This is a genomic window from Rhodothermales bacterium (genome assembly GCA_039944855.1).
Taxonomy (GTDB): domain Bacteria; phylum Bacteroidota; class Rhodothermia; order Rhodothermales; family JANQRZ01; genus JBBSMX01.
On record JBDUXZ010000040.1, the window covers coordinates 18,936 to 45,533 of the forward strand.

24 protein-coding genes are annotated in these 26,598 nt (G+C 69.2%); 9 read left to right on the forward strand and 15 right to left on the reverse strand.

All coding sequences use genetic code 11. From position 1 onward, the window contains the following. Nucleotides 1-21: 21 nt before the first annotated feature. The 3 genes from ABJF88_19215 to ABJF88_19225 all read right to left on the reverse strand — a co-directional run bounded on the left by ABJF88_19215 (nucleotide 22) and on the right by ABJF88_19225 (nucleotide 3,179). Nucleotides 22-1,389: an acyclic terpene utilization AtuA family protein gene (locus tag ABJF88_19215; GenBank protein ID MEP0549069.1), complete on the reverse strand. Its 1,368-nt coding sequence runs from the start codon at nucleotides 1,387-1,389 to the stop codon at nucleotides 22-24. A 111-nt stretch (nucleotides 1,390-1,500) separates the two neighbouring features. Further along, nucleotides 1,501-2,712 (reverse strand): acetate kinase, encoded by a 1,212-nt coding sequence (locus tag ABJF88_19220; protein MEP0549070.1) that lies wholly within the window; start codon nucleotides 2,710-2,712, stop codon nucleotides 1,501-1,503. Continuing rightward, nucleotides 2,709-3,179, reverse strand: coding sequence for an NUDIX pyrophosphatase (locus ABJF88_19225; GenBank protein MEP0549071.1), 471 nt, complete (start codon nucleotides 3,177-3,179; stop codon nucleotides 2,709-2,711). The genes ABJF88_19220 and ABJF88_19225 overlap by 4 nt, the downstream gene beginning before the upstream one ends. A 118-nt stretch (nucleotides 3,180-3,297) precedes the next feature. On the opposite strand from ABJF88_19225, the gene ABJF88_19230 reads away from it, so the two are divergent. Then, complete coding sequence (locus ABJF88_19230) at nucleotides 3,298-3,540, forward strand: hypothetical protein (protein MEP0549072.1); 243 nt, start codon at nucleotides 3,298-3,300, stop codon at nucleotides 3,538-3,540. Nucleotides 3,541-3,544: 4 nt separating this feature from the next. Here the strand turns inward: ABJF88_19230 and ABJF88_19235 are convergent, their stop codons facing one another. Beyond that, nucleotides 3,545-4,081: a helix-hairpin-helix domain-containing protein gene (locus tag ABJF88_19235; protein ID MEP0549073.1), complete on the reverse strand. Its 537-nt coding sequence runs from the start codon at nucleotides 4,079-4,081 to the stop codon at nucleotides 3,545-3,547. 177 nt (nucleotides 4,082-4,258) lie between these two features. On the opposite strand from ABJF88_19235, the gene recO reads away from it, so the two are divergent. The 6 genes from recO (at nucleotide 4,259) to ABJF88_19265 (ending at nucleotide 8,901) form a co-directional block, all read left to right on the forward strand. Then, nucleotides 4,259-5,017: a DNA repair protein RecO gene (gene recO / locus ABJF88_19240; protein ID MEP0549074.1), complete on the forward strand. Its 759-nt coding sequence runs from the start codon at nucleotides 4,259-4,261 to the stop codon at nucleotides 5,015-5,017. Between the two features lie 139 nt (nucleotides 5,018-5,156). Further along, nucleotides 5,157-5,858, forward strand: coding sequence for a YceI family protein (locus tag ABJF88_19245; GenBank protein MEP0549075.1), 702 nt, complete (start codon nucleotides 5,157-5,159; stop codon nucleotides 5,856-5,858). 148 nt (nucleotides 5,859-6,006) lie between these two features. Beyond that, entirely contained in the window at nucleotides 6,007-6,669 is a 663-nt protein-coding gene (locus ABJF88_19250; protein MEP0549076.1) for a repressor LexA, read from the forward strand. Nucleotides 6,670-6,778: 109 nt separating this feature from the next. Beyond that, nucleotides 6,779-7,450 (forward strand): hypothetical protein, encoded by a 672-nt coding sequence (locus ABJF88_19255; GenBank protein MEP0549077.1) that lies wholly within the window; start codon nucleotides 6,779-6,781, stop codon nucleotides 7,448-7,450. Between the two features lie 134 nt (nucleotides 7,451-7,584). Next, the gene (locus tag ABJF88_19260; protein MEP0549078.1) at nucleotides 7,585-7,977 is read left to right on the forward strand and encodes a DUF4398 domain-containing protein; all 393 of its coding nucleotides are present in this window, start codon (nucleotides 7,585-7,587) and stop codon (nucleotides 7,975-7,977) included. A gap of 54 nt (nucleotides 7,978-8,031) precedes the next feature. After that, nucleotides 8,032-8,901, forward strand: a complete 870-nt coding sequence (locus ABJF88_19265) for an OmpA family protein (GenBank protein MEP0549079.1) — start codon at nucleotides 8,032-8,034, stop codon at nucleotides 8,899-8,901. A 368-nt stretch (nucleotides 8,902-9,269) separates the two neighbouring features. Here the strand turns inward: ABJF88_19265 and acnA are convergent, their stop codons facing one another. From acnA to ABJF88_19305, 8 genes are all read right to left on the reverse strand, one after another. Continuing rightward, nucleotides 9,270-11,993, reverse strand: coding sequence for an aconitate hydratase AcnA (acnA, locus tag ABJF88_19270; GenBank protein MEP0549080.1), 2,724 nt, complete (start codon nucleotides 11,991-11,993; stop codon nucleotides 9,270-9,272). A gap of 208 nt (nucleotides 11,994-12,201) precedes the next feature. After that, entirely contained in the window at nucleotides 12,202-14,664 is a 2,463-nt protein-coding gene (locus tag ABJF88_19275) for a T9SS type A sorting domain-containing protein (protein MEP0549081.1), read from the reverse strand. A gap of 173 nt (nucleotides 14,665-14,837) precedes the next feature. Further along, a complete protein-coding gene (locus ABJF88_19280) occupies nucleotides 14,838-15,221 on the reverse strand; it encodes a DUF3037 domain-containing protein (GenBank protein MEP0549082.1) in 384 nt (127 codons plus the stop codon). 2 nt (nucleotides 15,222-15,223) lie between these two features. Continuing rightward, nucleotides 15,224-16,069 carry a HipA family kinase gene (locus ABJF88_19285; protein MEP0549083.1) on the reverse strand — a complete coding sequence of 282 codons (846 nt, stop codon included), beginning with the start codon at nucleotides 16,067-16,069 and terminating at the stop codon, nucleotides 15,224-15,226. A gap of 281 nt (nucleotides 16,070-16,350) precedes the next feature. Then, nucleotides 16,351-17,643, reverse strand: coding sequence for a LysM peptidoglycan-binding domain-containing protein (locus tag ABJF88_19290; protein MEP0549084.1), 1,293 nt, complete (start codon nucleotides 17,641-17,643; stop codon nucleotides 16,351-16,353). Next, nucleotides 17,633-17,962 (reverse strand): tetratricopeptide repeat protein, encoded by a 330-nt coding sequence (locus ABJF88_19295; protein ID MEP0549085.1) that lies wholly within the window; start codon nucleotides 17,960-17,962, stop codon nucleotides 17,633-17,635. Before ABJF88_19295 ends, ABJF88_19290 begins: the two co-directional genes overlap by 11 nt. A gap of 55 nt (nucleotides 17,963-18,017) precedes the next feature. Then, nucleotides 18,018-18,803: a TPM domain-containing protein gene (locus ABJF88_19300; GenBank protein ID MEP0549086.1), complete on the reverse strand. Its 786-nt coding sequence runs from the start codon at nucleotides 18,801-18,803 to the stop codon at nucleotides 18,018-18,020. A gap of 71 nt (nucleotides 18,804-18,874) precedes the next feature. Then, a complete protein-coding gene (locus ABJF88_19305; protein MEP0549087.1) occupies nucleotides 18,875-19,477 on the reverse strand; it encodes a LemA family protein in 603 nt (200 codons plus the stop codon). Nucleotides 19,478-19,727: 250 nt separating this feature from the next. On the opposite strand from ABJF88_19305, the gene ABJF88_19310 reads away from it, so the two are divergent. Further along, nucleotides 19,728-20,321 carry an outer membrane beta-barrel protein gene (locus ABJF88_19310; protein ID MEP0549088.1) on the forward strand — a complete coding sequence of 198 codons (594 nt, stop codon included), beginning with the start codon at nucleotides 19,728-19,730 and terminating at the stop codon, nucleotides 20,319-20,321. Here ABJF88_19310 and ABJF88_19315 read toward each other — a convergent pair. The 3 genes from ABJF88_19315 to ABJF88_19325 all read right to left on the reverse strand — a co-directional run bounded on the left by ABJF88_19315 (nucleotide 20,309) and on the right by ABJF88_19325 (nucleotide 25,430). After that, on the reverse strand, nucleotides 20,309-23,296 hold the full coding sequence (locus ABJF88_19315; GenBank protein MEP0549089.1) for an FAD-linked oxidase C-terminal domain-containing protein: 2,988 nt from the start codon (nucleotides 23,294-23,296) through the stop codon (nucleotides 20,309-20,311). The two genes, ABJF88_19310 and ABJF88_19315, sit on opposite strands and share 13 nt — an antisense overlap. A 7-nt stretch (nucleotides 23,297-23,303) precedes the next feature. Further along, nucleotides 23,304-23,900, reverse strand: a complete 597-nt coding sequence (locus ABJF88_19320; protein MEP0549090.1) for a DUF3267 domain-containing protein — start codon at nucleotides 23,898-23,900, stop codon at nucleotides 23,304-23,306. Between the two features lie 132 nt (nucleotides 23,901-24,032). Beyond that, the gene (locus tag ABJF88_19325; GenBank protein MEP0549091.1) at nucleotides 24,033-25,430 is read right to left on the reverse strand and encodes an MBL fold metallo-hydrolase; all 1,398 of its coding nucleotides are present in this window, start codon (nucleotides 25,428-25,430) and stop codon (nucleotides 24,033-24,035) included. A 506-nt stretch (nucleotides 25,431-25,936) separates the two neighbouring features. Here ABJF88_19325 and ABJF88_19330 point away from each other — a divergent pair. Continuing rightward, complete coding sequence (locus ABJF88_19330) at nucleotides 25,937-26,557, forward strand: hypothetical protein (GenBank protein MEP0549092.1); 621 nt, start codon at nucleotides 25,937-25,939, stop codon at nucleotides 26,555-26,557. Nucleotides 26,558-26,598 lie beyond the last annotated feature (41 nt).

The following is a 26,598-nucleotide window of genomic DNA, read 5'->3' on the forward strand; positions in this document are numbered from 1 at the left end:
CCTCCAAACGTCCACACGTAATCACGTCTCGGTGACCGACACCTCGGGGTGGACGCGGTTCTTGGGAATCAGCGCGGGCCAGTACGCGATCACCTCGCTCGGCTTCGGGCGGCCCCCGGCGAAACCGGTCACGGCGCTCGGGCCGGTGAGAATCAGCGGCGCGATCTCGCGGCCGAACTGCTCCACGGCCTCGCGGCTCTGGGAACGGACGGAGACGCGGAGCATCACCTCGTCGAGGTCGTCCGTGCCCGTCGCCTCGCGGTCGTCGCGCTCGGAGAGAGCGTTGAGGCCGATCAGTTCGCTGCGATATTCGTCGAAGGTGAGGTCGAGCGCGTCGAGCCGATCTTTGAGAATCTGGGCGGCGGCGCGGGCTTTCTTCGCCGCGTCGGGCCAGGCGTAGACGAGCGTCGACGACGCCTTCCAGCCGTCCGAATACGCGGCGCTGACTTTGTAAAACTCGGTGTCCGGCTCGCCCGCGATGCCGTGAACGCGGACGCGGTTCTGGCCATCGGCGTCGAGGTGGATCGAGGTGAAGTCGGCGATGCAATCCGGCGTGATGTAGTCCTTCGGGTCGCCGATCTCGTAGAGCAACTGCTCGGCGACGGTCGCCGTCGAGACGAGGCCGCCGGTGCCGTCGTGCTTCGTCACCGCGAACGTCCCGTCGGGGTGCGCCTCCACGATTGGGAAACCGATGCGTGCCATGTCCGGCACGGTGTCCCAGTCCGTAAAGTTGCCGCCCGACGACTGCGCGCCGCATTCGAGGATGTGCCCGGCGACCGTCCCGGCGGCCATCTTGTCCCAGTCCTCGCGGTCCCAGCCGAACTCGTGGATCATCGGGGCGAGCGTGAGGCCGGTGTCGGTCGTGCGCCCGGTGATGACCACGTCGGCTCCTTGCTTCAGCGCCTCCACGATCGGCCCGGCGCCGAGATACGCATTCGCGCTCACCATCTGGTCGCGGACGGGCGCGAGCAATTCACCCGTCTCCATGTGCTTCAGCTCGACGCCATCGGCGAGGAGGGCGTCGAGGTCGTCGAGGAGGTCGTCGCCGGTGACGACGGCGATCTTGACACCGGTGATGCCATGCTCCTTCGCGTACGCCACGATCGCGTCGCGGCAGGCGAGGGGGTTCACGCCGCCCGCGTTCGAGATGATCGTGAACCCGCGCTCTTTGATGTCCGGCAGCAGCTCGGTCACGACCTCGACGAAGTCGCGCGCGTAGCCGAGGTCGGGGTTGCGGAGCTTCTGCTTCTGGAGGATGGACATGGTCACCTCGGCGAGGTAGTCCATCACGAGGTAGTCGATGGGGCCGCCGCGGGCCTGGTCGATGGGGGCGCGCTGGAGGTCGCCCCAGAAGCCCTGGCCGGAAGCGATGCGGATGGTGTCTTTCATTAGAACGAATTGGGTGAGCGGGAGGCGGCGGAAGTTACGTGATGCGTGAGACGTGATGCGTGAGGCCAAGCACCACCGTCGAGCCTCCTCTCACGCATCACGTCTCACGCATCACACGTACGGGCTCTGCACGCGGGCCTGCGCGATCTTCTGCGTGTCGATGGCGATGACGAGCTCTTCGTTCGTCGGGATCGTCCAGACCTGCACGGGGCTGTCGTCCGTCGAGATCTTCGCGGCGGTGCCGACGGCGGCGGCGTTCCGCTCGGGGTCGATCACGATGCCGAGGCGGTCGAGGTCGGCGCAGATCTGGGCGCGGATGCGGGGGCTGTTCTGCCCGATGCCGGCGGTGAAGACGAGGGCGTCGGCCCCGTTGAGGCTGGCGAGGTACTGCCCGATGTACGCCTTCGCACGGAAGCAGAACACGTCGACGGCCTGGCGGCAGCGGACGTCGCCGTCGTCGGCCTCGGCCAGCAAGTCGCGCATGTCGGCGGCGTAGCCGCTGAGCCCGAGCAGCCCGCTGTAGCGGTTCAGCATCGAGTGGACCTCGGCGAGCGTCAGCTCCTCTTTCTCGACGAGGTCGAACACAATACTCGGGTCGATCGTGCCGCAGCGCGTGCCCATCACGAGCCCGGCGAGCGGCGTCATCCCCATCGACGTGTCGACGCTCCGGCCGTCTCGGATCGCCGCCATCGAGCAGCCGTTGCCGAGGTGGGCCGTGATGACCCGGCTGTCGAGCTTGTCGATGCCGGCGAGCTCGTAGAGTTGGCGACTGACGTAGTAGTGGCTGGTGCCGTGGAAGCCGTAGCGACGAATCTTGTGGCGGCGGTAGAGCCGGTTCGGGATCGCGTAGAGGAAGGCGTGCTCGGGGAGCGTCTGGTGGAACGCCGTGTCGAAGACGGCGACGTGCGGCACGTCGGGGAGCGCGGCCTGCGCCGCTTTGATGCCCCGGAGGTTCGCCGGGTTGTGGAGCGGGGCGAGGTCGAACGCGTCACGGATCGCGTCGATCACCTCGTCGTCGATCAGCACGCTCTCGGCGAAGCGCTCGCCGCCGTGGACGACGCGGTGCCCGACGGCGTCGATCGTCGCGTCGAGCCGGTCGTCGCCCTCGAAGAGCGCCTTCATCACGAACTGGAGCGCCTCGGTGTGGTCGGACGCCTGCAGGCTCTGGCGCGTCTTCTTCCCGTCCCCGACGCGGACGGACACGAGCGACGAGACGGCGCCGATCCGCTCGACGTGCCCCTCGGCAAGCGTGTCGCGCGTGTCGACGTCGAGCACATCGAACTTGAGGGAGGAGGAGCCGCAGTTGATGACGAGGACGTTCATGGGTCGGAGGGGAGGGTGAGTTCGGGGGGAAGGGCGTCGCGGGAGAGGAGGTCGGCGACGAGCCGGAGGAGACGCTGCTGCTCGGGCCACGCGAGCCGGGCCGCCGCCGCATCGGGCGGGAGCCACGCGAAGGCGTCGTGCTCGTCGTCCAGCACCGGGTCGCCGTCGAGTTCGGCGGCGAAGGCGGGGATCAGGTTGAGCCGGTCCGTCTGCCATTCGTAGAACGCGTTCACGCTCGGGACGGTCCACGCGCGGACCGGTCGCCGTCCGGTCTCCTCCGTGACTTCGCGGAGCGCGGCTTCCCACGCCGCCTCGCCCCCTTCCATCTTCCCGCCCACGACGCGCCACGTCCCGGCGTAGACGCGCCCCGACGCACGGCGGAGCAGCAGGAACTCGACGCCGTCGGCGCCGCGTCGGTACGGGTACACGTCGGCCACGCGGACGGCGGCGCGGGGGAGATCGGACATTGGAAGCGGAATGGGTGAGCCCACAAGCTACCGCCGCCGAACGCACCGCCACCTCGCCGCGTCGAACCTCCGAGGGGTCGGCGCGTGTCAGCACCGATTCCACCCGCCACCCCGCCCCATGAATCCCAGCGATGTCGAAAACGCGTACTGGGTGATCACCGGCTCCGTCGTCGGCTTCCTCGTCCTCGCGTTCATCCTGCTCTACCCCGTCCACCGGTTCCTGAACCGGGAGGAGCACACGAGCCGTTCGTGGACGCAGGACGAGATCGCCCGCCGTCAGCAGCGCTTCGGCGACGGCAGCCCGAGCGGGGAGCCGGAGCCGCCCGGCGAGCGCCCCCGGCCCGACAGCGACGCCACGTAGCGCGCTACAGCCCGTCCGCGCCGACGGCTATGGCTAGCTGATCGGTTTCCACGAAGAGGTACGGCGCGAGCTTCTCGAACGTCTTCGGCCCGATCCCCTTGACGCGGATCACGTCGCGAGGCCGCGCGAAGTCGCCGTGGGCCGCCCGGTACTCGACGATGCGCTCGGCCATCTTCGGCCCGATGCCGGGGAGCCGCTGGAGCAACTGCTCCGAGGCCGTGTTGACGTTCATCCGCACCGGGCCCTGCTTCATCGGCCGACGCGGCGTGCGAGGCTCGGCCGACGCGAGACGTGCTTCGTCTCCTGCGGGAGCGGCCTTGGCCTCCGTGCCCTCGACCGGAAGCTCGGGCTGGAGCGATGCCGTGCGAACAGCGAACGTGCTGTCGAGCGCCGCGTAGGCCGCCTCTCCCTGCGGTACCGACCGGCCCTGCTCGTAGCGGACGCCGAGCCCGACGAGGAGGAGCACGACGACGAAGACGAGCGCGGAGGACTCCGACGAGGTGATGGCGAGGCGTTGCTGGAGGGCGTAGAAGCGGTGCATCACGGAGCGGGTTGGATGGACGACATCAGACACTTGTTTTTATTAGACACTCCGCCTTCCCCTCCGTAACTCTCCCCCTGATATTCAGGCCCACATCCGCGCCCGCGCCTCGCCACCGACGCAGCGTTGACACCGCGCCGTCGTACGTTGGCGGCTCCCCGCCCGCCTCCCCCCGCCATGATCGTTCGCACCGACGCCGTCGTCCTCCGCGCCATCGAATACGGCGAGACGAGCCAGATCGTCACGCTCTTCACGCGGCAGCACGGGCAGCTCACGGTGATGGCGAAGGGCGCGCGTCGCCCCAAGAGCCGGTTCGGGTCGTCGCTCCAGCCGATGGCCTACGTGCAGGTCGTCTACTACTACAAGCCCGGCCGGGGCATGCAGACGCTGAAGGAGGCGACGCACGTCCGCGTCCTCCACGGGACGGCGGCCGACATGGGCCGGATCACGGTCGGGCTGCGGATGGTCGAGCTCGCGCGCGTGCTCTCACAGGACCAGGAGCAGAACGTCCTCCTCTTCACGCTCCTCGTCCAGTCGCTGCTTCGGCTCAACGACGCGCCCGAGCGAGCCGCGAACGTGCTGCCCTACTTCCAGCTCCGCCTCGCCGCCCTCCTCGGCTTCTCTCCCGACATCGACCGCGACGCTGTGCTCGCCCTCGACGACGGCGGCGGCGTGCTCGCGCTCGACACCGGGGCCGTCCTCCCGACGGCCGCCGTGCCGAAGGCGGGGCTCCGCGCGAGCCGCGCCGCGCTCCGCTCCTTCGCCGTCTTCGCCCGCGCCGACCTCGACACCGTCATGCGGATGGCGCTCGACGACGACCTCCGCGCGGAGGTGAACCGCCTCGTCGACGCTTTCCTGCGGCACCACGTCGAGGACGCGTATCCGCACCGCGTCAGCAAAGTTATCGACCAGCTCACCGCGCGGACGGGGCGCTGAGCAGGCAGGCGTCATCCGCAGGCTCCGCTGGGCAGCTATAAATGGGGCGCTAGATCACGAGTAAGCCCGGGCCGGGAACATACTTGTCGAAACAAGTGTTTGGCGCGGTCCCTGCTCCCCCTAACCCTCAGCATTCGCCATGAACACGACCACCCACTTCCTCTCCGCCCTCTTTTTCCTCGGCGTGCTCGGCGGCCTCACCGCCTGCGCCGACGTCGGCGACGCCCCGCAGGCTACCGTCGAAGACGTGTCGCCGATGGCGAACGCGGCCGAGCCGTTCACCGGCACGCCCGTCGCCATCGACACCGCGCAGAGCGCCATCCGCTGGCGCGCGGCGAAGGTGACCGGCGCGCACGATGGCGGCTTCCGCACCTTCGACGGCGTCGTGTACCGCGACGGCGGCGTCCTCACCGGCGTGGACCTCACGATCGACGCGGCCTCCATCTGGAGCGATAACGAGAAGCTCACCGGCCACCTCAAGAGCGCCGACTTCTTCGACGTCGAGCAGTTCTCCGAGGCCACCTTCCGCGCCGACTCCTTCGAGCTCATTGCCGTCGAAGACTCCGTTGAGTGGGCCGAGGCCACGCACCGCATCGGCGGCGTCCTCACGATGCACGGGCAGGCGCAGCGCATCACGTTCCCCGCGAAAGTCACCGTCACCGACGACGCCATCACGGCCACCGCCGACTTCCTGATCGAGCGCAGCCGCTGGGATCTCACCTACCCCGGCAAGCCCGACGACCTCATCCAAGAAGAGGTCCGGCTCATGTTCGACGTCGTGGCACCGGGCACGATGGAGCCCGCTGCCTCCCAAGGCGAAACGGCGTCGGTTTCGGGCTGAGGAGGACACCGCATGTCGTATCGGGTATCTCCCTATGTGTGAAAAGTGGGGTTTTTAGTCTCCCCATTTGACACACTATGTGTGAGTAACGTATGTTGCCGCCGCCATAAATTGCTCATTTGACGCCCTTTACGACCCGCCTCACGCCATGAGCCGCAAGCAGCTTACGTCTAAACAGCACTCCTTCCTGCAGTTCCTCGCCGAGCATGTGCGGAAGCAGAAGGTCTGGCCGACCTACCGCGAAGTGGTCGACCACTTCGGCTACCGCTCGCCGAACTCCGTGACGCAGAACCTCCAGGCGCTCGCGAAGAAGGGCTACCTCACACGGGACCAGAACGGCTACCGGCTCGTCGGGCAGCGCTCCGGGCTCCAGGCCACCGGCTTCCCGGTGCAGGGCACGGTCGAGGACGGCTCGTTCGAGATCAGCCTCAGCGTCGACGAGATTACGCTGAAGGACCTGTTCCCGGAGCTCGACAAGACCTTCGCCGTGCGGCTCTCGGATCAGGAAGCCCGCGGGATCAACGTGGACGGCGGCGGCTACCTCCTGCTCCAAGAGGCGGAGGTCGGCAACGGCGAGATGGCAGCGGTGCTCTACGGCGGTGCCCTCGACGTGTGCCGGGTCTACCGCGACGAGGACGAGTTCCGCCTCCTGCACGACGACGGGACGGAAACGTCGGTGAGCGCGGGGCAGAAAGGCTTCAAGCTGCTCGGCCGCTACGCCGGGCACATCAACCAGCGTGGCCTCTTTCGCTCGCCTGCGGCGTCCTACGTCGAATACGGCATGGACGACAGCGTCGTGACGACGGCATAGCCCGTCGCGCTCGTTTGCGAGGCGCCGGATCCTCTCGAGGGTCCGGCGCTTTCCATTTCCGTCCACCGCGCCAGCGCGCGGACGCCCTTCCGCTCTCGCCCCTCGAACCATGCAGGAGTACGCCGTCCCCGTCTATCGCACCGCTCGCTACGCTCTCCTCGGTGAACCGACGGGGCCGGTCGAAGAGGTGTGGATGGTGTGCCACGGCTATGGGCAGCTCGCCTCCTACTTCCTCCGGCCCTTCCGCGAGATAGAAGCCCCGCACCGGCTCATCGTCGCGCCCGAGGGGCTGTCGCGGTTCTACCTCGACGACGGCTCGGGGACGCACCACCGCGTCGGCGCATCGTGGATGACGCGCGAGGGGCGCGAGGCCGAGATCGACGACTACGTCCGCTTCCTCGATGCCGTGTACACCGACGTGCTGACGCGGGCCGGGCGCGTCCACGTCCGGCTCACCGCGCTCGGGTTCTCGCAGGGCGGCGCGACCGTCACGCGCTGGCTCGCCCGCAGCCCTGCGCTTGCCCGTCCGCCCGCCGACCGCCTCATCCTGTGGGGCTCGCTCCTCCCCCACGACCTCGACCTCGCAGCGCACCGGACCTGGCTGAACGATACGGCGCTCACGCTCGTCGTCGGGACCGAAGACGAGTACGCGACGCCGGAACGCGTGGCCGAGGAGGAGGCCCGGCTACGCGCGGCAGGCGTCGACCATCGCACCGTCCGCTTCGACGGCGGGCACCGGATCGACGCGGACGAACTCCGCCGGCTCGCGGCGGGCGGGTGACCCCACACAAGGCCCTTCACGCGACGGATCGGCGGCGGCGTGCTGCATCCCACCTCGGTCATCGATATTATCAGAAGACACCTACTGACTGGCCCCCACTGCACGCTCCCTTCCCCACCACCCGACCCCTTCCCATGACTCCGCTCCGATTCGCCTCCGCCGCCCCCGTTTTGTTCGCGGCGCTCGCGCTCCTCATCGCAGGTTGCGCGGGCTCCAAGCTCCCCCCGCCGGACCTCTCGGCATCGCGCTCCGCGATCGCTCAGGCCGACCAGGCCGGCGCGTCGGAAGCCGCGCCGCTCGCGCTCCGCAACGCCCGCCAGAAAGTGCAGCAGGCCGAGGAAGCCTCGAACCGCGGCGACTACCGCCGGGCGCAGATGCTCTCCGAGCAGGCCGAGATCGACGCCAAGCTCGCCGAGGCCACGGCGCGCTCTGCGAAAGCGCAGGCCGCCGTCGACGAACTCCGCGAGAGCATCCGTGTCCTCCGCGATGAGATCAACCGGAACCGTCCGGCGAGCGGCGGACAGTAGCCACTTTCCGCATCGCCCCTTTCTAGATCCCCACTGTCTATCCCGCCTCCCGCTATGAAACGTCTCCTGTTCTCCCTCGTCCTCGTCCCTCTGCTCGTCGCAGGGTGCGGCGGCCCGCCGCGTGCGAACGTCGCACTCACCGAGGCCCGCGAGGCCTACAACCGCGCCTCGAACGACCCCGTCATCGTTGCGAACGCGCCCGTCGCCCTGCAAGAAGCGCAGGAATCCCTCCGCCGAGCCATCTCGGTGTGGGAGCAGAAAGAGGATGTAGATGAAGTGGAGCACCACGCCTACCTCGCCCACCAGCGCGTCCGCATCGCCGAAGAGACGGCCAAGCTGAACGCCGCGCAGAAGGAGGTCGAGGAGGTCCGCAACGAGCGGCAGCAGGTCGTGCTCGAAGCCCGCGCCACGGAGGCCGAGCGGGCCCAGCGCGAAGCCGAGGCCGAGCGTGCCCGCGCCATCGCCGCCCAGGCCGAGGCCGAGGCCGCGCTCGCCCGCGCCCGCGAACTCGCCGAGCAGGTGAACGAGCTCGAGGCCGAGCTGACGCGGCGGGGCCTCGTCCTCACGCTGGGCGACGTGCTCTTCGACACGGGCCAGGCCACGCTCAAGCCCGGCGCCGAGCGCACGACGGCTGCCCTCGTCACCTTCCTCAACGAGAACCCCGAGCGGAACGTGCTCATCGAGGGGTTCACCGACAGCGTCGGCTCGGACCAGTCGAACCTCAGCCTCTCCCAGCGCCGCGCCGACGCCGTGCGGACGTCGCTCACCGGGCAGGGCATCGCCGGCACGCGGATCCGCACGCGCGGCTACGGCGAGGCCTACCCCGTTGCATCGAACGACACCCCCGCCGGCCGCCAGCAGAACCGCCGCGTTGAGATCGTCATCTCCGACCCGCAGGGCGCCATCCCGGATCGGACGCCGTAGCGGCGATACGCCCTCGCTCTAGGCCGCGTCCCACCGCAGGGACGCGGCCTTTTCCTTTTTTGCCAAACTATTTCGCCCCCTGCTACGGCACCGGGAACCGACCGCTCGCTTCGCTACTCTCACGGGTGTCTAACGGCGACGCACAGCGTTCGCACCTATCCACTCCATCTACCTCATTGCGAGGTCAACTCCGATGGCAGACCCCAAGAAGCCCCAGGGCAACAAGCCGGCCGGCGGAACCAAAGCTGGCGACAAAGGCGGCAGCAAGGGCGGCACGAAGAAATCCAAGTAACCCCGCTGCGCCCCTAGCAAAAAGGCCGCGCCTTCTAAGGAGGGCGCGGCCTTTCTTGGAAGATCCAGCAGACGATCTAGGCCGTCTCCAGCGACGTGTTGAGGAAGTCGCGGAGGACGTAGTTGAGGATGCCGCCGTGGCGGTAGTACTCCACCTCGATCGGCGTCGAGAGCGCACACGTCACGGGGAACGAGACCTCGCTGCCGTCGGCCCGCTGGGCGATCACCTCCACGTCCTGGTTTGCTTCGAGGTCGTCGGGGACGGGGATCGAGAACGTCTCGGTCCCATCGAGCCCAAACGTGTCGAGCGTCTCGCCGTCCTTGAACACGAGCGGGAGCACGCCCATTCCGACGAGGTTCGAGCGGTGGATCCGCTCGAAGCTCTCGGCGATGACGGCCTTGACGCCGAGGAGGATCGTCCCCTTCGCCGCCCAGTCGCGCGACGAGCCCATCCCGTAGTCGTTCCCGGCGACGACGACGAGCGGCGTGCCGTCGGCCTGGTACTTCATCGCGGCGTCGTAGATGTACATCTGCTCGCCGGTCGGGAAGTAGGTCGTCCAGCCGCCCTCGGTGCCCGGCGCGAGTTGGTTGCGGAGGCGGATGTTGCCGAACGTGCCGCGCGTCATCACGCGGTCGTTCCCGCGCCGCGAGCCGAACGAGTTGAACTCCTTGGGCTCGACGCCGTGCTCCTGCAGGTAGCGGCCGGCGGGCTCGCCGGGCGGGATCGCGCCGGCGGGCGAGATGTGGTCCGTCGTCGTCGAGTCGCCGACTTTGGCAAGGAGCTTCGCCCCTTTGATCGGCTGGATCGTCGGGACGGTGGGCGTCACGTCCATGAAGAACGGCGGCTCCTGGATGTAGGTCGAGTCGTCGGTCCACTCGTAGAGCGCGCCGCCGGAGATCGGCATGTCGTTCCACTTCGGGTTCGACTCCTCGATGCCGTCGTACATCTCGGCGAACTGCGAGGGCTTGACGTGCTCGTTGATGGCGTCGAGGATCTCCTGCGCGCTCGGCCAGAGGTCGCGCATGAAGACGTCGTTGCCGTCCGTGTCCTGCCCGATCGGATCGTTTCGCAGGTCGATGTCGACCGTTCCGGCGAGGGCGTAGGCGACGACGAGCGGCGGGCTCGCGAGGTAGTTCGCCTTCACGAGCGGGTGGATGCGGCCCTCGAAGTTGCGGTTGCCCGAGAGCACGCCGGCCACGATGAGGTTGCCGTCTTTGATCGCATCCTCGACGGGATCAGGCAGCGGGCCCGAGTTGCCGATGCACGTCGTGCAGCCGTAGCCGACGAGCGAGAAGCCGAGTTGGTCGAGATACTCCTGTAAGCCGGCCGCGTTGAGGTACTCGGTCACGACGCGGCTGCCGGGGGCGAGGCTGGTCTTGACGTAGGGTGGGACCTTCAGCCCTTTCTCGACGGCCTTCTTGGCGAGCATCCCGGCCGCGAGCATCACGCTCGGGTTCGACGTGTTCGTGCACGACGTGATGGCGGCGATCGTCACATCCCCGTGGTGCATGTCGAGTTCGTTGCCCTGATCGTCTTTGTAGCGGCCCGTCTTGCCAATGCGTTCGTCGCTCAGCCCGAAGCCCTGCGGGCTGGCCGGACGACGCAGCGCCTCGTGGAACTGCGGCTGCATCTGGCCGAGCGTGAGCCGGTCCTGCGGGCGCTTCGGCCCGGAGAGGCTGGGCTCGACGTCGCCGAGGTCGAGTTCGAGCGTGTCGCGGAACTGCGGGTCGGGCGTCTCGTCGGTGCGGAAGAGGCCCTGCGCCTTCGCGTAGCGCTCGACGAGCTGGACGAGGTCCTCGGGCCGGTTCGTCCGCCGCATGTAGTTCAGCGTCTCCTCGTCGACGGGGAAGAAGCCCATCGTCGCGCCGTACTCGGGCGCCATGTTGGCGATCGTCGCGCGGTCGGGCAGCGTCATCGCCGAGAGGCCGGTGCCGTAGAACTCGACGAACTTGCCGACGACGCCGTGCTTGCGGAGCATCTGCGTGACGGTCAGCGTGAGGTCCGTCGCCGTGACGCCCTCCTTCAGCCGACCCGTGAGCTTGAACCCGATTACTTCGGGCATGAGCATGAAGATCGGCTGGCCGAGCATCGCCGCCTCGGCCTCGATCCCGCCGACGCCCCACCCGAGCACGCCGAGCCCGTTGATCATCGTCGTGTGCGAGTCGGTCCCGACGAGCGTGTCGGGGTAGGCGAGGGGCAGACCCTCGTCCGTCATCGTCGTCATCACGCCTTTGGCGAGGTACTCCAGGTTGACCTGGTGGCAGATCCCGCGCTCGGGCGGGACGACGCTGAAGTTCTCGAACGCGTCGGCACCCCAGCGGAGGAACTCGTAGCGCTCGCGGTTGCGCTGAAACTCGATCTCGGCGTTGATCTGGAACGCCTGCGGGAGGGCGAACGAGTCGACCTGCACCGAGTGGTCGATGACGAGGTCGACGGGGACGCGGGGGTTGATCTCCTCGGGGTCGCCGCCCTGCCGGGCCATCGCGCTGCGGAGCGCGGCGAGGTCGACGACGGCAGGCACGCCGGTGAAGTCCTGCAGGAGGACGCGGCCGGGGTTGTACGGGATCTCGGTCTGCTCCGGCCCGGACGGGTCGTACTTGGCGAGGGTCTCGACATCCTTTTCCGTGATGAGCCGGCCGTCGAGCCCGCGGAGCGCGCCTTCGAGGAGGATCTTGATGGAGAACGGGAGCCGGCTGATGGCGCCGTGGCCGAGCTCTTCCATCCGGCCGAGCCGGTAGTAGTAGGCCGAGCCGTTGCCGGTGTCGAAGGTGTCGCGTGCGCCGAAGGGATCGTTGTTCATCGGGGAGTAGGCTGGGTCACAGATCGGAGAAGGTGTACACGCGCGGGAGGCGGGGTTTGTTTGCCAAAACCCCACGGAGAGCCGAGCCACACACGCCCTCGCAAGATAACTCCGCGCACACTCACCGTCCCGAACGAGCATCGCCCCGGAGCCGCCTCACCGACGACGCCCCGGGGCGATGCCCCCGGACTCTACTGGACCGCTCGGATCAGCGGATCACCGTAAACCGGCGCGTGGTGCGCGCCTCGCCCACGGTCGCGTGCAGCACGTAGACGCCCTGCGCGAGGCCTGACGGCACCGAGAACTCGTGCTCGCCCGCTCTGAGCGCGCCGACCGCGAGGCGGGCGACTTCACGCCCGAGCACGTCGTAGACCACCACGCGGCCCGACGCCGGAGCGTCGAGGGTCAGGCGCACCGTGACAGCACCGGCCGAGGGGTTGGGCCACACGGCGAGGCGCGCATCCTGCGGATGCGTCAGGGTGGGCGCGTCCTCGTCGTCGGTGCCCACGTTCGAGAAGGCGCGGAGCACGAACGCGCGGTCGTTCTGCTGGCTGGACCCCACGTCCGACTGGCCGGCGGCGAGGATGCGCCCCTCGGCGTCGAAGGCGAGGTCATAGACGAGGTCGGCCCCGCCGCCGAGGTCGACCCGGAACGTCCCGCCGTTCCCGAAGCCGGCATCGAGCTGGCCGCCCGAGGTGAGGCGCACGAGGTAGGCAGCCTGCGCGCCGAGCACGCCGCCGTTGACTGGCCGCGAGAAGCTGATCGTGCCCCCGACGACGACCGCTCCGTCGTCGGCCACGCGAAGGATGAGGGGCGAGGCGGAATTCGCCGTCTCGTCGAGCGGGACCACCGTCAGGCCGTCCTCTCCGAACGAGACGTCCACGGCGCCCGCCGCTGTGAGCCGCGCCACGGCGACGGCGAGAGGGCCGCCACCAAGCGCGTACCCGGCCAGAACCGGACGACCATCGTCGTCCACGGTCACGCCTTTCTGCTGCGCCGCGAGCGTCGAGAGCGTCGCGACGCCACTCGCGCCGAAGCCGGCGTCGAGCGTGCCGCCCGGCAGCAGCCGGTAGACGAACGTCGGATCTATAGAACCGTCCTTGAACGCCGCTACGACACGCCCCTGGCCGTCCACATCGAGGCCGCCGAACGTCGTCCCGTCGGCGGGGAAGAAGTAGCCGTCCGTCCCGAAGGCCGCGTCCACGGCGCCATCCGGCGTCAGCTTCACGAGGCCCGGGGTCAAGGCACCGCCACCGGGCGCGAAGAACCCCTGCACCACGGCACCGCCGTCCGCCGCAGGCACCGCCACGGATCCGCCCACGCCCACGATCCCGTCTGTGCCGTAGCCCGTATCGAGCGATCCGTCGGCGTTGACGCGCCACGTTTCGGAGAGCCCCACGATGAGCACATCGCCGTCGGCCACGCGGAAGGCGTTGAGCGTGCCGTTGAAGTGCGGGCTCGCCACGCCGTCCGTGCCGAAGTCCGGGTCGAGCGAGCCGTCGGGGAGGAGGCGGACGAGCGATCCGTAGGACCCCACGACGAGTGTGCTCTCGTCACCGCCGAAGCCGGAGGCCGAGGGCGGAAGCACGCCCACGCCGTATTCGATGCCGCTGAACAGAGGAAAAACTGTGCGGCCGTTCACCCCGAAGCCGGGGTCGAGCGGCCCGGTGGCGACCGTCTCGCCGAAGACGTAGCGGAAGACGCCGTTGCGCTCGGGCTCGGCGAACGAGCACGCCCACGCATTCCCGATCACGGCGTTGGGCGAGATGGCATAGTTCGAGGTGCAGAGCACGCCGTTGTCGTCGAGCGGGTAGCCGTCGCCAATCGAGGCGAGCGTAGCGCCCTGATCGCTGGAGAGGAACAGGTCCTGGGCGAATACAGCGTTGTAGAGAAACCACGGGCGCGCATCGTCCGGGGTGTAGTGCACGCGGCCCCACGCGGTGGGCTCCGCCGTCGGCTGCCCGCTCCACGCCGTGCCGTCGGCCGAGGCGAACAGCGAGCCGGCCGAGGCTTTCACCCAGAGCATGTCGCCTTCGACCCACAGGTTCGTGGCGAACTGCGCCGATCCGTCGAAGGGGACCGCCGTCCACGCGTCTCCATCGAGCCGGAAGAGCTGGCCGATGCTGTTGAGCGCGAAGAACGCCCCGCCGAACCGGACCACGCCGGCCATCGCCCGCTGCTCCAGCGGAATCCACGTCGCGCCGCCATCGGTGGAGCGGTACGAGGTGTTGCCGCCCGTCACGACGTAGGTGTCACCGTCGCGGGCCACGCTCGCGCCTTGGCCGGCGGGCAGACGGGAGGGCGTCTCGGCCCAGGTCGTGCCCTGATCGTTGGACAGGAGCAGGCCCGTCACGCCGCCGCCCTGGATGAGTACAGCGAGCCGGCCGTCGAGATCGCCGAAGAACGAGCCGCGCGCACTACCGTTGTAGCCGGTGAACACCACCTCCCACGAGGCCCCGTCGTCGGCCGAGCGGACGATGTCGAACCGGTTGGGGACGGGCTGACCGGCGAGGACGGAGGCGTACACGTAGTCCGCGTCGGCGGCGACGAGGTTCACCGCGTAGAGGTCGTTGGTGGCGATGAACGGGTCCACGCGTTGCCACTGCGCCTGGGCGGGGACGGCCGCGAAGAGCACGAGGAGGAGGGGGACGAGCGGGAGTCGGAAGGCCATGGGGATGCGGGGAGGTGAGAGGGACATCCCAGGTTAGCCTGCCTCCCGACCGCAGCGCCATCCCCGGTGCCGGGTATATTGCGCCCCCCCCCCCCTCGGTAGCCCTCTCCAGAAGCGGGGATACCCCGCCTGCGAATCCGCTGCCACCTCTCGGACGCCCCCGTCTCCACCCTTCAGCCGCTCTCGACATGCTGCGCGAAGAGGCGGTCGAGCACGGCGGCCGGATCGGTCGTGCGGCCGGTGTGGACGGGCGAGGTCTGGAGCGCGGCGCTGCGCGGGGCCGTCAGCCAGTGGAACCGCTCGCTCGGCGGCAGCAGCCCGACGGGCCCGCCCTCGGCCCCACCCGCAGCGACACGCTCGTAGGCGTCGAGGAAGCGGTCGAGCAAGTCCACGTCGAGGTCGGGACAGCGGGCGGTGAGCCACGCAGCGTCGCGGCGGAGTCGGGCTTCGAGGAAGCGCGCGGTCCGCGCATGGAGCACGACGCCCACCGTCACGAAGTCCTCGCGGGCGACGCACGGCACGACGCGGACCGTCGCGTAGTCGTAGTCGTGGATCACACTCATCGGCGGTAGGACAGCGTTTCGGGCATCGCCGACTGCACGGCCTGCCGGGCCCGTTCGGCCTCGGCGGCAAACACTCGGGGGCCGCCCAGCCGGGTGCGGAAGTAGTCGAGGTAGGCCTGCCGGTTCGCCTCGGGCGTCGCGAACGGCGGCGTCCTCCCCTCCGGCGCGTCCATCAGCAGAGCGTCCGGGACGGCATCGAGCACGGCGCGGAGCGCTTCGTCGGTGAGGCGCGGCGCGAGGCGGGCGTCGGCGTCGGCGAGGGACGAAGCGCGGGGGAGGAGGACGTGGTCTTTGATCGGGGCGAACGGCGAGCGCGCCCGCGTCTCGTCCACGCTCGGCCAGTCGTGGTGGAAGTAGAGCGCGGCGCCGTGGTCGATCAGCCACACGGCGTCCTCCCAGACGAGGAGGTTCGGGTTGCGCGGCGTCCGGTCGATGTTCGTCGTGAGCGCGTCGAGCCAAACGACGTCGGCGGCGCGCTCCGGCGTGACGAGGTCGGCGACGGCGACGGGGTCGTACGTGAATGCCCCGTCGAGGTAGCGCAGCCCAACGTTCGGGCCCCGGCTGCCGCGGAGGATGTCCTGAATCTCCGGGTCTGGCTCCGTCCGCCCGAACCCTTCGTCGAGGTGGACCGCCGCGAGGTCGGGCACGGGCAGCCCGAGGCGCTGCGCGACGAGACCGACGATCAGTTCGGCGACGAGCGCCCGCGCCCCCTGCCCCGCGCCCCGGAATTTGACCACGAAGAGATCGCCGTCGTCGGTCTCGACAAGCGCCGGAAGCGAGCCACCCTCGCGGAGCGGGAGGGCGTAGCGGACGGCAGACGGGGCGGGAAGCGGAGCGGGCATAGCGGCAGGAATTGATTGCCCCCTTGTAGCACCCGCCGCGCTGCACGTTCCTTCGCGCGCGACCACACGACGATGGCCCAAAAAAAGGCCGGCCCCGGAGCTATCCCTTCTCCGAGGCCGGGCCGATCTCAACACCGCACGTCGCGGGAGGAGGTGCGACGATTGGTTACCTCCACTACGGGAAACCCGCCGCCGAGTTACCGATGGGGCGCGGCGTGCCCCGGCGTGTTGTGAACGGCCCGTTTCTGCACACGAAGCGCAGGGCGCTACGGCCCACGCCGCTACTGCGCGATGCGGACTTCGACTTTCTCCGCCGCGCCCGCGTTCTGCCCGATCGCCGCCGCCGCCGCCTCCGACAGCTCGATCAGGAAGCCTTCGCTGACGGGGCCGCGGTCGTTGACGCGGACGAGCGTGCTGCGGCCCGTCGCGGGCATCGTGACGAGGAGGACGGTGCCGAACGGGAGCGTCCGGTGGCTCGCCGTGAGCGCGGCCGGGTCGTAAGGCTCGCCGCTGATCGTCTCGCGGCCTCGGTACGAGTCGGGGTAGACGAGGGCGAGGCCGGTCTCGTCGGCGGTCGGCGGCGGCGCGGGCTGGCGGTAGTGCTTGGCACCCACGGAATCGGGGAGGACGACGAGCGTGCCGGCCGGCAGCGGTGCCGTCGTGAGCGTGTTGACGGCGAGGAGGCGGCCGACGGTCGTGCCGTAGCGCGCGGCGATGGTGAAGAGGGTCTCGCCCCGCACGACGGTGTGGACCTGATCGTCGCCGACCGTGCTCTGCGTCACGTCGTAGGGCTGTCCGGCCCCGGGTAGCACGACGGGAGCGGCGGGCCGGGCTGCGCCCGAAACCGCCAGCTGCTGCCCGACGGCGAGATTATCGCCTCTCAAGCTGTTCCGCTGGCGGAGCGCGTCGACGGTCGTGCCGTAGAGGCGCGCAATCGCGAAGAGCGTCTCCCCCGCCTGCACGACGTGGACCTGCGCCGCCTCGTCGCCGGCCACCGGCCGGGCCGACAGGATGACCTGCCCACTCGTACCCGCACCGATGCGGACGCGCGAGATCGTCGCGGGCGGCGGCGGCGGCGGCGGCGGCCCCGTCGGGATCGGGTCGGGCGGGTCGAGCACGATCTCACGCCCCCCGGCCGCGACGATCACCGACGGCCCGACGTCGGCCGGTTCGTCGGCGTACTCATCTTCCAGCGGCGCGGGTGCTGGCGTAGGCGTCGATGCGGGGGCCGGTTGCTCTGCCGGTCCGGGCGGCTGTGCGGCGGGCAAGCCGGGGAGGGCCGCCCCTTGAATCGGGCGCGGCGTGGCGCCCTCCAGCGGCGCGATCGCGAGCTGCTGCCCGACGCTGATGACATCCGTCGTCAACCCGTTAAGTGCCTTGAGCTGCGCGACGGTCAGCCCGTTCGCGCGCGCGATCTTGAACAGCGTGTCGCCGCGCTGCACGACGTGGATCGCGGTCGTCTGCGCCCACACGGCCGACGCCGGTACGGCGAGGGCGAGCGTGACGGCGAGCGCCGCGCGGTAGAGCCATCGTCTCATCGTCTCTCGCATCATCAACTGATTGCTATTCGTCATCGAACCCGATGCCCTGCGCTTCGAGCAGGGCGCCCTGCAACTCCGAGCGGGCATGGAGATCAGAGGCCTGTCCGGCCCGGTCCACGCCGGTCCGGTACGTGCGGATCGCTTCGTCCGGCCGACCGAGCGTTTCGTAGAGCTTGCCGAGGTGGTAGTACGTGCCGACGTAGTCGGGGTGCTCGTCGGCCAGCCGTTCGAAACACGCCAGCGCCTCGTTTGTTTCGCCGCGCTTGAGGTGCTCCTGCGCAATGGCGTAGCGGACGAACGGGTCGTCCGGGTCCTCGCGGTGGTAGTCGAGGAGGGTGTCGAGGCGGTCCATCGGAGGCGGGAATCGTTGGGCGGGAATCGTTGGGCGGGAAAGCTAAAAGTACGCCTCACCAGCCGCCGCCCGCACCGCCGCCGCCGAAGCCGCCGCCGCCGAAGCCGCCAAAACCGCCCCCACCACCGAAGCCACCGCCGCCGAACCCGCCGCCGCCGCGATGCCCGCCGCCCCATCCGCCGGGGAAGACGATCACGGGCGGCATCCCCGAGCCCCGACGCACTTTCCTGCCTCCGTTGCCGCGCCCGCCGTCGCGCCCGGAGGACACGAGCGCGATCACGATGACGAGGACGATCACGATCAGCGCGAGCGGTACGCCGTCGCCCGGCCCCTCCGGCCCGCCGTCGGCGACGCTGTACTCGCCGGCGGCGGCGTCCATCAGAGCGGAGACGGCTTCGGAGATGCCGCCGTAGAACTGCCCCTGCCGGAAGCTCGGCACGATGATGCGGCGGACGATCTGCCCGGCGACGGCATCGGGGATCGCTCCTTCGAGCCCGAAGCCCGTCGCGATGAACACCTGCCGGTCCTCGGTCGAGACGAGGAGGACGACGCCGTTGTCGGTGGCGCCCTGCCCCACGCCCCACGCCTGTCCGAGCTCCGTCGCGAACTGCCCCGCATCCGCGCCGTCGAGCGTCGGCAGGATCACGACGACGATCTGGTTCGAGGTCGTGTCGTCGAAGGCGATGAGCTTCTGGTTGAGCGCCTGCCGCTCTGCGCTTGAGAGCAGCCCGGCGCGGTCGATCACGAGGCCTTCCGAGGGCGACGGGCGCGGCGGGATGTCCTGCGCCACGGCCGCTGGCACGGCGAGGACGAGGAGAAGCAACGAGAGGCAGAAACGCATACTTGGAAGCGGCGGTAGGGGGCTTGATTCATCAAGCCCCTACGGACTCAGCGACCCCGGCGGGGCACGGGCTAATCGAACTCGACGGTCGGCGCCTGCTCGGCCCCGGCCTCGGCCTCGAACGGGACCCGGCGGTCGAACCCGAAGATGCCGGCCATGACGTTCGCCGGGAAGCTGCGGACCGACGTGTTGTAGTCGCGCACGACTTCGTTGTAGCGCGTCCGCGCCACGTTGATGCGGTTTTCCGTGCCTTCGAGCTGGACCTGGAGATCGCGGAACGCCTCCGTGGCACCGAGTTCGGGGTAGTCCTCGCGGACGGCGTTGATGAGGGCGCCGGTGGCGTTTCCGAGCGCGCCCTGCGCCTGCAAGAACTCCTGCACGCGGGCTGGATTGTTCAGGTCCTCGTCGGAGAGCGTGATGTTGACGGCGCGCGTGCGGGCTTCGGTGACGGCCGTGAGCGTGTTCTGCTCGAAGTCGGCGGCGCCCTGCACCGTCGAGACGAGGTTCGGGATGAGGTCGGCGCGGCGCTGGTACGTCGTCTCGACGTTGGCCCACGCTTCCTCGACGGCTGTGTCCTCTTGGACGAGGGAGTTGTACGTGCCGCAGCCCGCGCAGCCGATAAAGCCGACGACGAGCACGACGAAGAGGATGACGATGGCCCCGGTGCTTCGCATGACGCTGGAGGTGGAGTGGAAAGGCGTGTGGGTGGGGCGGCCGGATCGGCGCGCCGCCCCAACATACTCCGAACCGTCCCGCAGGTGCCCGGCCTTCTCCGCGCCCGCGCCGCGTGCCACCGCCGACTATCCACACGCTGTGTTCCGCCTCCGTAACGTTCGCTCCAAACGGTTGATAGAGAGCTGCACCCGGCCGATCTTCTGCCCTTCCTCGCTGGCTCGCCAGCACCTACTCATCAACGTATCTCTCATGCATCGTGCCTTCTTCGCCCTCGTCGTCCTCTTGCTCGCGCCGGGTGTCCTCGCCCAAGATAGTGCCCCTCATAAAGGGAGTTTACTTCTGGAAGGCTCTGTTGGCTATGCGAGCCTAGGGGGAACGTTGTACGCTACTTTGGCTCAGGACCGATACGGCGTTTGGGAGGTCACGCCTGAAGTCAAATACTTTGTCACTCCTCACATCGCCCTTGGAGCCCTTATACAATTCAACCGGGTCTCCTACGATGACAGAGCTTCCACTGAAGCCCTGACTATCGGCCCGACAGCGTCGTATTACTTCGACCGCGTTGGAGGGCGGACACTCCCCTTCGTCTCTGGGGGGATAGCGTTTAGCACAATGGAGTACGTCTTTCCGCACATAGGCAACCCGGACATCGCTCAACCCACCGTAAGTGGTTCCGGATTCTCGGGCCATCTCTCCGGCGGAGTCGCGTACGCCATGACTAACGCTGTGCTACTGGCAGGAACGGTACTCTATGAACGCTTCTGGTACACGCTGGACAATGAAGCAGGCGACTTGAGTGCAAACAAGCTGGGTGTGCGTCTCGGCATCGCCTATTCGCTCTGATACACCAACCCGAGCGCGGCGGCCATCAACTCTGCAGGGTGCCGGGCTTCGCGGTCCGTGGTGTCGGCGATCTGCGCGCGGCAGGACGTTCCGGCGGCGATGACGTGCGTCTCCGGCGCGGCGGCGCGGACGGCGGGCGCGAGCACGCGCTCGGCCATCGCCTTCGACACAGCGACGTGCTCGGCCTCGTAGCCGAACGCCCCCGCCATCCCGCAGCACCCCGAGTCGACGGGCTCGACCTCGAACCCGGCCGTCTTCAGGCACGCCACGCTCGGGGCGATCCCGCTGAGTGCTTTCTGGTGGCAGTGTCCGTGGAGGAGGACGCGACCCGCCTGCTTCCACGGCAGCGCCTCGAATGTATCGGCGTGCGCGGCCACGAACTCCTCGAACGTCTGCGCTTGCACCGCGACGGCCTTTGCCCGCGCATCGCCCGGCAGGAGGGCGAGGAACTCGTCGCGGAGGGTCAGGATGCAACTCGGCTCCAGCCCGACGATCGGCAGCCCGGCCTCGGCGTATGGCGCGAGCGTGTCGATGGCGTCGCGCGCCAGCTCCTTCGCCCGCCCGAGCACACCTTTTGAGAGGTACGTCCGCCCGCAGCAGCGGTACGGCGGGACGACGACGGCGAAGCCCGCCGCTTCGAGCACGGCGTGGGCTGCGCGCGCCACGTCGGGTTCGAGGTAGCGGTTGAACGTGTCGGCGTAGAGCACGACCCCCTGCCGCGCTCGCGGTCGCTGCGGGACACGTCCCTCCGCTCCCAGCTTCACGCGGCTGTCCCCCTCGTCGAGGGGGACAGCTTCCCGAGTGTGCCCGGAGACGAAGTCGGAGGGCGCGAGGGAAGCGGGGGGTCCGAACGGGTGCCGCGCGAAGGCCGGGAGCGCGCGCTCCGTCGTAATACCGAGCTTGCGGAGCGCCAGCTGCGCGGGCTTCGACGTCGCCATTCGGTTGGCGAGCGGGGCGAGCGGGCCGGCGAGTCGTTGCGCTCGCTTCGGGAGGTCGGCGAGAAGTTTGGCGCGGAGCGGCATCTGCCCCGCCTCCCACAGCTTCGCCTGCCACGCCGACTTCAGCGCCGCCATGTCGACCGACGCCGGGCACTCGGACTTGCACGCCTTGCACGAGATGCAGAGGTCCATCACGTCCTTCATCTCCGGCCCCGTGAGCGACGCCGGCGGGAGCGCGCCGGAGAGCGCGAGGCGGAGCGCGTTCGCCCGCCCGCGCGTCGAGTCCTTCTCCTCGCCCGTCACCATGAAACTCGGGCACATCGTCCCCGCGTCGCGCTTGCGGCAGACGGCAGAGCCGTTGCACTGCTCGACGGCGGCGGCGAACCCGCCCGACCCGAAGTCGAGGTCGCTCATCAGCGGGATCGCGTCGTAATCGGGTCCGTACCGGAGATTCTCTGTCATCGGCGGCGCTTCGACGACGCGGTTCGGGTTGAACCGGCGCTCCGGGTCGAAGGCGTCTTTGACGCCGCGGTAGGCTTCGTAGAGGTCGGGGCCGTAGAAACTCGGGGCGAGCCAGCTCCGCGCGAGGCCGTCGCCGTGCTCGGACGCGAGGATGCCGCCATACTCTTTGACGAGGTCGGCCGAGGCGGCGGCGATCCGCTCCATCGCGGCGATGTCGGCGGCCCGTTTGATGTCGAGGAAGGGGCGGACGTGGAGGCAGCCGGCGCTCGCGTGGGCGTAGACGACGGCCTCGGTCCCGGCCTCGCGCATCACGCCTTCGAGCCGGGTGATGTAGTCCGGCAGGTGCTCGACGGGCACGGCGGCGTCCTCGATGAACGCCTGCGCTTGCACCGGGAGGCGCGCGCTCATCGCGAGTCCCAGCCCGACTTTGCGGATCGACCACACGTCGCGGATCTGCGCGCCGACGAGGCACCGTGTCATCACCCCGCTCGGCCCGATCGCACGTTGCAACTCGTCGAGCTTGGCCGCGAGTTCGGCGTCGCTCTCGCCGTAGTACTCGACGATGAGGAGCGCGGCCGGGTCGCCCTGCACGAAGTGGAGCTTGGGGCGGTATTCCTCGACGGCGCGGGCGCGGTGGAGCGCGATCCGGTCGAAGAGCTCGACGGCGGCGGGGTCGGTGTCGAGGAGCGAAGGGACGGCTTCGAGCGCGGCGCGGCGGGTCTCGTAGTGGACGACGCCGAGCGCCGTCTGCCGGGGCTTCTCGACGAGGCCGAGCGTGATCGACGTGGCGAACGCGAGCGTGCCTTCGCTGCCGCAGAGGAGCGAAGCGAGGTTCCGGCTCGCCGCCCCGTCGCCGCCGTCGGCGAGAAGCCGTTCGAGCCGATAGCCGCCCGCGCGCCGCCACCACGCGGGCGTGTCACGGCGGACGACCTCGGCCCGCTCGGCGATCAGCCGGTCGAGGCTCCGGTACACGTCGCCCTCCGCGCCGCCGGCTTTCAGCTTGTGCTGCCAGCCCGCATCGTCGAGCGCGCCGAACGTGACGGGCGTGCCGTCGGGCAGCAGCGCGTCGACGCTGCGGACGTGGTCGACGACGGAGCCGTAGCGAATCGAGTGCGTGCCCGTCGCGTTCGTCCCGAGCATGCCGCCGAGCGTGGCGCGGTTCGAGCTCGCCGGGTCCGGCCCGAACTCCAGCCCGTAGGGCGCGAGGTGCGCGTTGAGCGTGTCGAGCACGACGCCGGGCTGCACCGTCACCGTGCGCGCCTCGGCGTCGACCGGGCCGATCCCGTCGAGGTGCAGCGACGTGTCGATCACGAGCGCCGCGCCGACGGCCGAGCCCGCGAGGCTCGACCCGCTGCCGCGCGGGAGCACGGGGATCCCGAACCGCGCCGCCTCCTCGACCGCCGCCTGAATGTCATCCACGTGGCGCGGGAGGAGCACGCCGACGGGCTCGATCTGATACATCGAAGCGTCGGTGGCGTAGAGCGCCCGCGACATGGCGTCGAGGCGGAGGTCGCCTGCGATCCGGGGGCGGAGGGCGGCGGCGAAGTCGGCGAGGGGCAGGGCGGCGTTCGGCATGGGCCGATTATACCACGTCTGTCTCCGCGCGTTCGAGCACGCTGTCAGATTTAGGTACGACGAGGCAGCCCGGCTTCGACGGGTGATCTTTCACGAGTCGGTCGCCCGGCACGCCGCGCAGCAGCCACAGGATGAGCGCGTCGCCGCCCGCCGCAAGCGTGAACAGGAGCCCGAACCAGAACGTCGCCCCTGCCCCGACAGCGAGCCCGACGAGCGCGGGGACGAGCCCGAGTACGAGCCCCGGCGTGACCGCACCGATGCGGTACGCCCGCGCCGACATCGCCTCGGTGCTGTGGGCGTACGGCGTCAGCGTCTTCCACTGAAACCCGAAGCGGACCGAGCCGGGCGCAGCCCCCGCAAGCCGCCACGCGATCCCGTGCAGCGCCTCGTGTACGACGACGCCTCCGATGAAGAGCAGCAGGAACTCCCACACCGGCTCGAAGAGGTCGTTGAACCCACCGCCGAGCGCGCCCCATCCCCACGCGAGCCCGTACCCGACGGCGAGCACCGCGAGCGGCGGCAGCACGCCGACGATCGCCGCGACGTTCGCCTGCGTCATCGACGCCGTGCGCTCCTCGTATCCGTCGTCGTGTTCAGATTCCATTGGTTTCCTGTCGCGTAGGCAGACCTGTGTGTCTGCTCTGTCTGAGCCCGGTCTGAGCGCAGCGGCAAACCCGAACAGGGCGGACACGTGGGTCCGCCCCTACGGGCCATCGTGCCGGGCCGTGGCCCGCAATCACACCTCGATCTCGACGCCCTGCTCGGGGAGGACGACCTCTGTGCCGGGGTAGAACCGCTGGAGCGTCTCGCGCATCCACTGCTTCGCCTCGGTCTCGCCGTGGACGAGCACGACCTTCTTCGGCCGCAGCCGGTCGACGAGTTGGATGAGGTCCTGCCGGTGGGAATGGCCGCTGAAGCGGAAGCGCGCGACCTCGGCGTGCACCTCCTGCTCGCCGCTCTCCTCGTTGAGCACGACGACGGTGCCCTTGCCCTCGGCCGCCGCCTTCAGCAGCCGGTCGCCGGGCGAGTCCTCTTTGGAGAAGCCGACGAAGAAGATGCCGTGCTTGTCGTCCTCGACGAGCCACTGCGCGAGCGTGTTCGAGAGCGTCCGCTCGAAGAGCATCCCGCTGGAGACGACGTGGATGCTGGGCTCGCCGACGGCGCGGCGCCCGGCCTCGTCGTTGCGCGGGAAGCGCTGTTGGTCGACGCCGAAGACCTCGAACTCGGGGTTCAGCCGGGGCGTCGCGAGCCGCGTTTTGTCGTAGAGGTCGGCGACGGCGCGCATCTGGCCGTTCGTGTAGATCGGCGTGTCCTGCGGGATGATGCCGCGCCGCTTGTAGCGGTCGAGGAGGGCCAGCGTTTCCTGCGCGCGGCCGAGGGCGAAGACGGGGACGAGCACGGTCCCGCCGCGCTCGAGTGTCCGAGCGATCGCCTCGCCGAAGAGCTTCTCTTGCTCGCGCCGCGTCGTCTGCTCGGCCTCTTCGTCGGCGCCCATCGTGGATTCGAGCAGGAGCACGTCGATGGGGCCGTCGGGGTACTCGCCGCCGGGGATGATCGTCTGCGCGCGGAGGTGGGTGTCGCTCGTGTAAAAGATGCGCCGGGATTCGCCGTTCTCCTCGGTCTCGATCAAAATCCCGGCCGCGCCGAGGATGTGGCCCGCGTGGTAGAACTGCGCGCGGACGGGCGCCTTCGCCTTCCGCCCCGTGAGGTCGATGTTCGCGCCGAGCTCGTGCGACTCGTAGAGGTAGCTCAGCGCCTCGACGGCGTCGGCGTCGAAGAGCGGCTTCGCCGTCGTCGAGCCCTCGAGCAGCCGCCGTCGCTGGAGCCGGGCCGACGAAGGCAGCAGCACCTCGGCGAGCAGGTGCGTCGGCTTCGTCATGTGAACGCCGATGTGCGGGAAGAGCTGGACGATCACCGGCAGCGCGCCGAGGTGGTCGTGGTGGGCGTGCGAGACGAGGACGTGGTCCACGGGCCGCTCCATCCGGTCGCGGATGAGCGAGAAGTCGGGGAGGCTCTCGACGCCGTCCTCCTCCGGGTCCACGCCGGCGTCGAGGACGAGGCCGGTGCCGGCCACATTGAGGTAGTGGCAGCTGGCTCCGATCTCACGGGTGCTCCCGAGCGCGAGGTATCGCATCAAGTGGTCTTCAGGTTTGTTGGGATATCAATCCGGTCGAAGTGTACAAACAACGCCGGGGTTCTCGCGAGGGCACGCTGCCGTCGCCTATCCCCCCACTATTCACACCCGCTGCGTCCTCGCGCCCGATCCGTGACCACTCCAGCCTTTTCGATGACCCTTCACATTCCGGGCCCGCAGGTTGGCACGATCGCCCCCCAACGCGGTGTCCTCTCTCGGTGACCCGTTGCACGGCCTGTCTACGGCGGTGCACGCAGCAATGAAGTGGGCTGCAGCCGGCCGAAAGCAGTACCCGTGCTCTCCCCTTCTCTGAACACTCCTCTTTGGCTCCAAACGGACATAACCGAGGGTCTTCACATTTGTTAAACACATCCTTCACACACCTGCTCGAAGATGGCAAGGTCTTGGGACTATATCTCGTGCATCCGAATGAGGAAGGCTCCGCCCTTCAACCGGACCCCTCCTCATTCGGCCCCTCATGCCCCACAGAGATAAACCCGAATCCTATGCGCAACATGACTCAGCGCCCCTTTGTCGCCGCGGTCTCCGCCGTCCTCGCGATGCTGCTGCTGGCGCTCTCCTTCGTCTTCATCTCCGTCGACCGCAAGACGCTCGCGGCCAACGACCTCCCGGTGTTCAACATGCCGGCCGTCGAAGTGAAGTCGACGCCGGAGTTCACCACGGCCGACGTGGCGGACGACGTGCTGTGGCTGGCCCGCGTGATCTACTCCGAGACGAAGCGGAACGACGAGCAGGAGCTCGTCGCGTGGACCGTCCGCAACCGCGTCGAGACCGGCTACCGCGGCAAGAAGACGTTTAAGAGCGTCGTGCTCGACCCGTGGCAGTACAGCGCGTTCAACAGCAACAGCCCGAAGCGCAGCCACTACAGCACGCTCGCGCCGGCCTCCACCGCGACGGGCTTCCAGAGCGCCCTCCGCGTCGCCCACGAGGTCTACTACGCCGACGCCAGCGAGCGGCCCTTCGCCGAGACCACGCGCCACTTCTACAGCGAGCGCTCGATGGTCGGCGGCAAGGCTCCGAACTGGGCCGTGGGCCAGCGCCCCGTCCAGCTCGCGGACCACGACATCGACCCGCGCCGCTTCCGGTTTTACGCCGCGATAGCGTAAACCCCGGCCGCTCCGAACGAACGAGGGCGCCTTCCCCACGG

What these genes read in the sequence shown, in the direction of transcription:
- ABJF88_19305 (MEP0549087.1), bottom strand. Translation starts at nt 19,477, where the DNA reads ATGCGAAGCACCGGGGCCATCGTCATCCTCTTCGTCGTGCTCGTCGTC.
- ABJF88_19300 (MEP0549086.1), bottom strand. Translation starts at nt 18,803, where the DNA reads ATGCGTTTCTGCCTCTCGTTGCTTCTCCTCGTCCTCGCCGTGCCAGCG.
- ABJF88_19230 (MEP0549072.1), top strand. Translation starts at nt 3,298, where the DNA reads ATGAATCCCAGCGATGTCGAAAACGCGTACTGGGTGATCACCGGCTCC.
- ABJF88_19260 (MEP0549078.1), top strand. Translation starts at nt 7,585, where the DNA reads ATGACTCCGCTCCGATTCGCCTCCGCCGCCCCCGTTTTGTTCGCGGCG.
- ABJF88_19315 (MEP0549089.1), bottom strand. Translation starts at nt 23,296, where the DNA reads ATGCCGAACGCCGCCCTGCCCCTCGCCGACTTCGCCGCCGCCCTCCGC.
- recO (MEP0549074.1), top strand. Translation starts at nt 4,259, where the DNA reads ATGATCGTTCGCACCGACGCCGTCGTCCTCCGCGCCATCGAATACGGC.
- ABJF88_19220 (MEP0549070.1), bottom strand. Translation starts at nt 2,712, where the DNA reads ATGAACGTCCTCGTCATCAACTGCGGCTCCTCCTCCCTCAAGTTCGAT.
- ABJF88_19250 (MEP0549076.1), top strand. Translation starts at nt 6,007, where the DNA reads ATGAGCCGCAAGCAGCTTACGTCTAAACAGCACTCCTTCCTGCAGTTC.
- ABJF88_19290 (MEP0549084.1), bottom strand. Translation starts at nt 17,643, where the DNA reads ATGACGAATAGCAATCAGTTGATGATGCGAGAGACGATGAGACGATGG.
- ABJF88_19310 (MEP0549088.1), top strand. Translation starts at nt 19,728, where the DNA reads ATGCATCGTGCCTTCTTCGCCCTCGTCGTCCTCTTGCTCGCGCCGGGT.
- ABJF88_19245 (MEP0549075.1), top strand. Translation starts at nt 5,157, where the DNA reads ATGAACACGACCACCCACTTCCTCTCCGCCCTCTTTTTCCTCGGCGTG.
- ABJF88_19215 (MEP0549069.1), bottom strand. Translation starts at nt 1,389, where the DNA reads ATGAAAGACACCATCCGCATCGCTTCCGGCCAGGGCTTCTGGGGCGAC.
- ABJF88_19285 (MEP0549083.1), bottom strand. Translation starts at nt 16,069, where the DNA reads ATGCCCGCTCCGCTTCCCGCCCCGTCTGCCGTCCGCTACGCCCTCCCG.
- ABJF88_19265 (MEP0549079.1), top strand. Translation starts at nt 8,032, where the DNA reads ATGAAACGTCTCCTGTTCTCCCTCGTCCTCGTCCCTCTGCTCGTCGCA.
- ABJF88_19295 (MEP0549085.1), bottom strand. Translation starts at nt 17,962, where the DNA reads ATGGACCGCCTCGACACCCTCCTCGACTACCACCGCGAGGACCCGGAC.
- ABJF88_19235 (MEP0549073.1), bottom strand. Translation starts at nt 4,081, where the DNA reads ATGCACCGCTTCTACGCCCTCCAGCAACGCCTCGCCATCACCTCGTCG.
- ABJF88_19255 (MEP0549077.1), top strand. Translation starts at nt 6,779, where the DNA reads ATGCAGGAGTACGCCGTCCCCGTCTATCGCACCGCTCGCTACGCTCTC.
- ABJF88_19275 (MEP0549081.1), bottom strand. Translation starts at nt 14,664, where the DNA reads ATGGCCTTCCGACTCCCGCTCGTCCCCCTCCTCCTCGTGCTCTTCGCG.
- ABJF88_19320 (MEP0549090.1), bottom strand. Translation starts at nt 23,900, where the DNA reads ATGGAATCTGAACACGACGACGGATACGAGGAGCGCACGGCGTCGATG.
- ABJF88_19225 (MEP0549071.1), bottom strand. Translation starts at nt 3,179, where the DNA reads ATGTCCGATCTCCCCCGCGCCGCCGTCCGCGTGGCCGACGTGTACCCG.
- acnA (MEP0549080.1), bottom strand. Translation starts at nt 11,993, where the DNA reads ATGAACAACGATCCCTTCGGCGCACGCGACACCTTCGACACCGGCAAC.
- ABJF88_19325 (MEP0549091.1), bottom strand. Translation starts at nt 25,430, where the DNA reads ATGCGATACCTCGCGCTCGGGAGCACCCGTGAGATCGGAGCCAGCTGC.
- ABJF88_19330 (MEP0549092.1), top strand. Translation starts at nt 25,937, where the DNA reads ATGCGCAACATGACTCAGCGCCCCTTTGTCGCCGCGGTCTCCGCCGTC.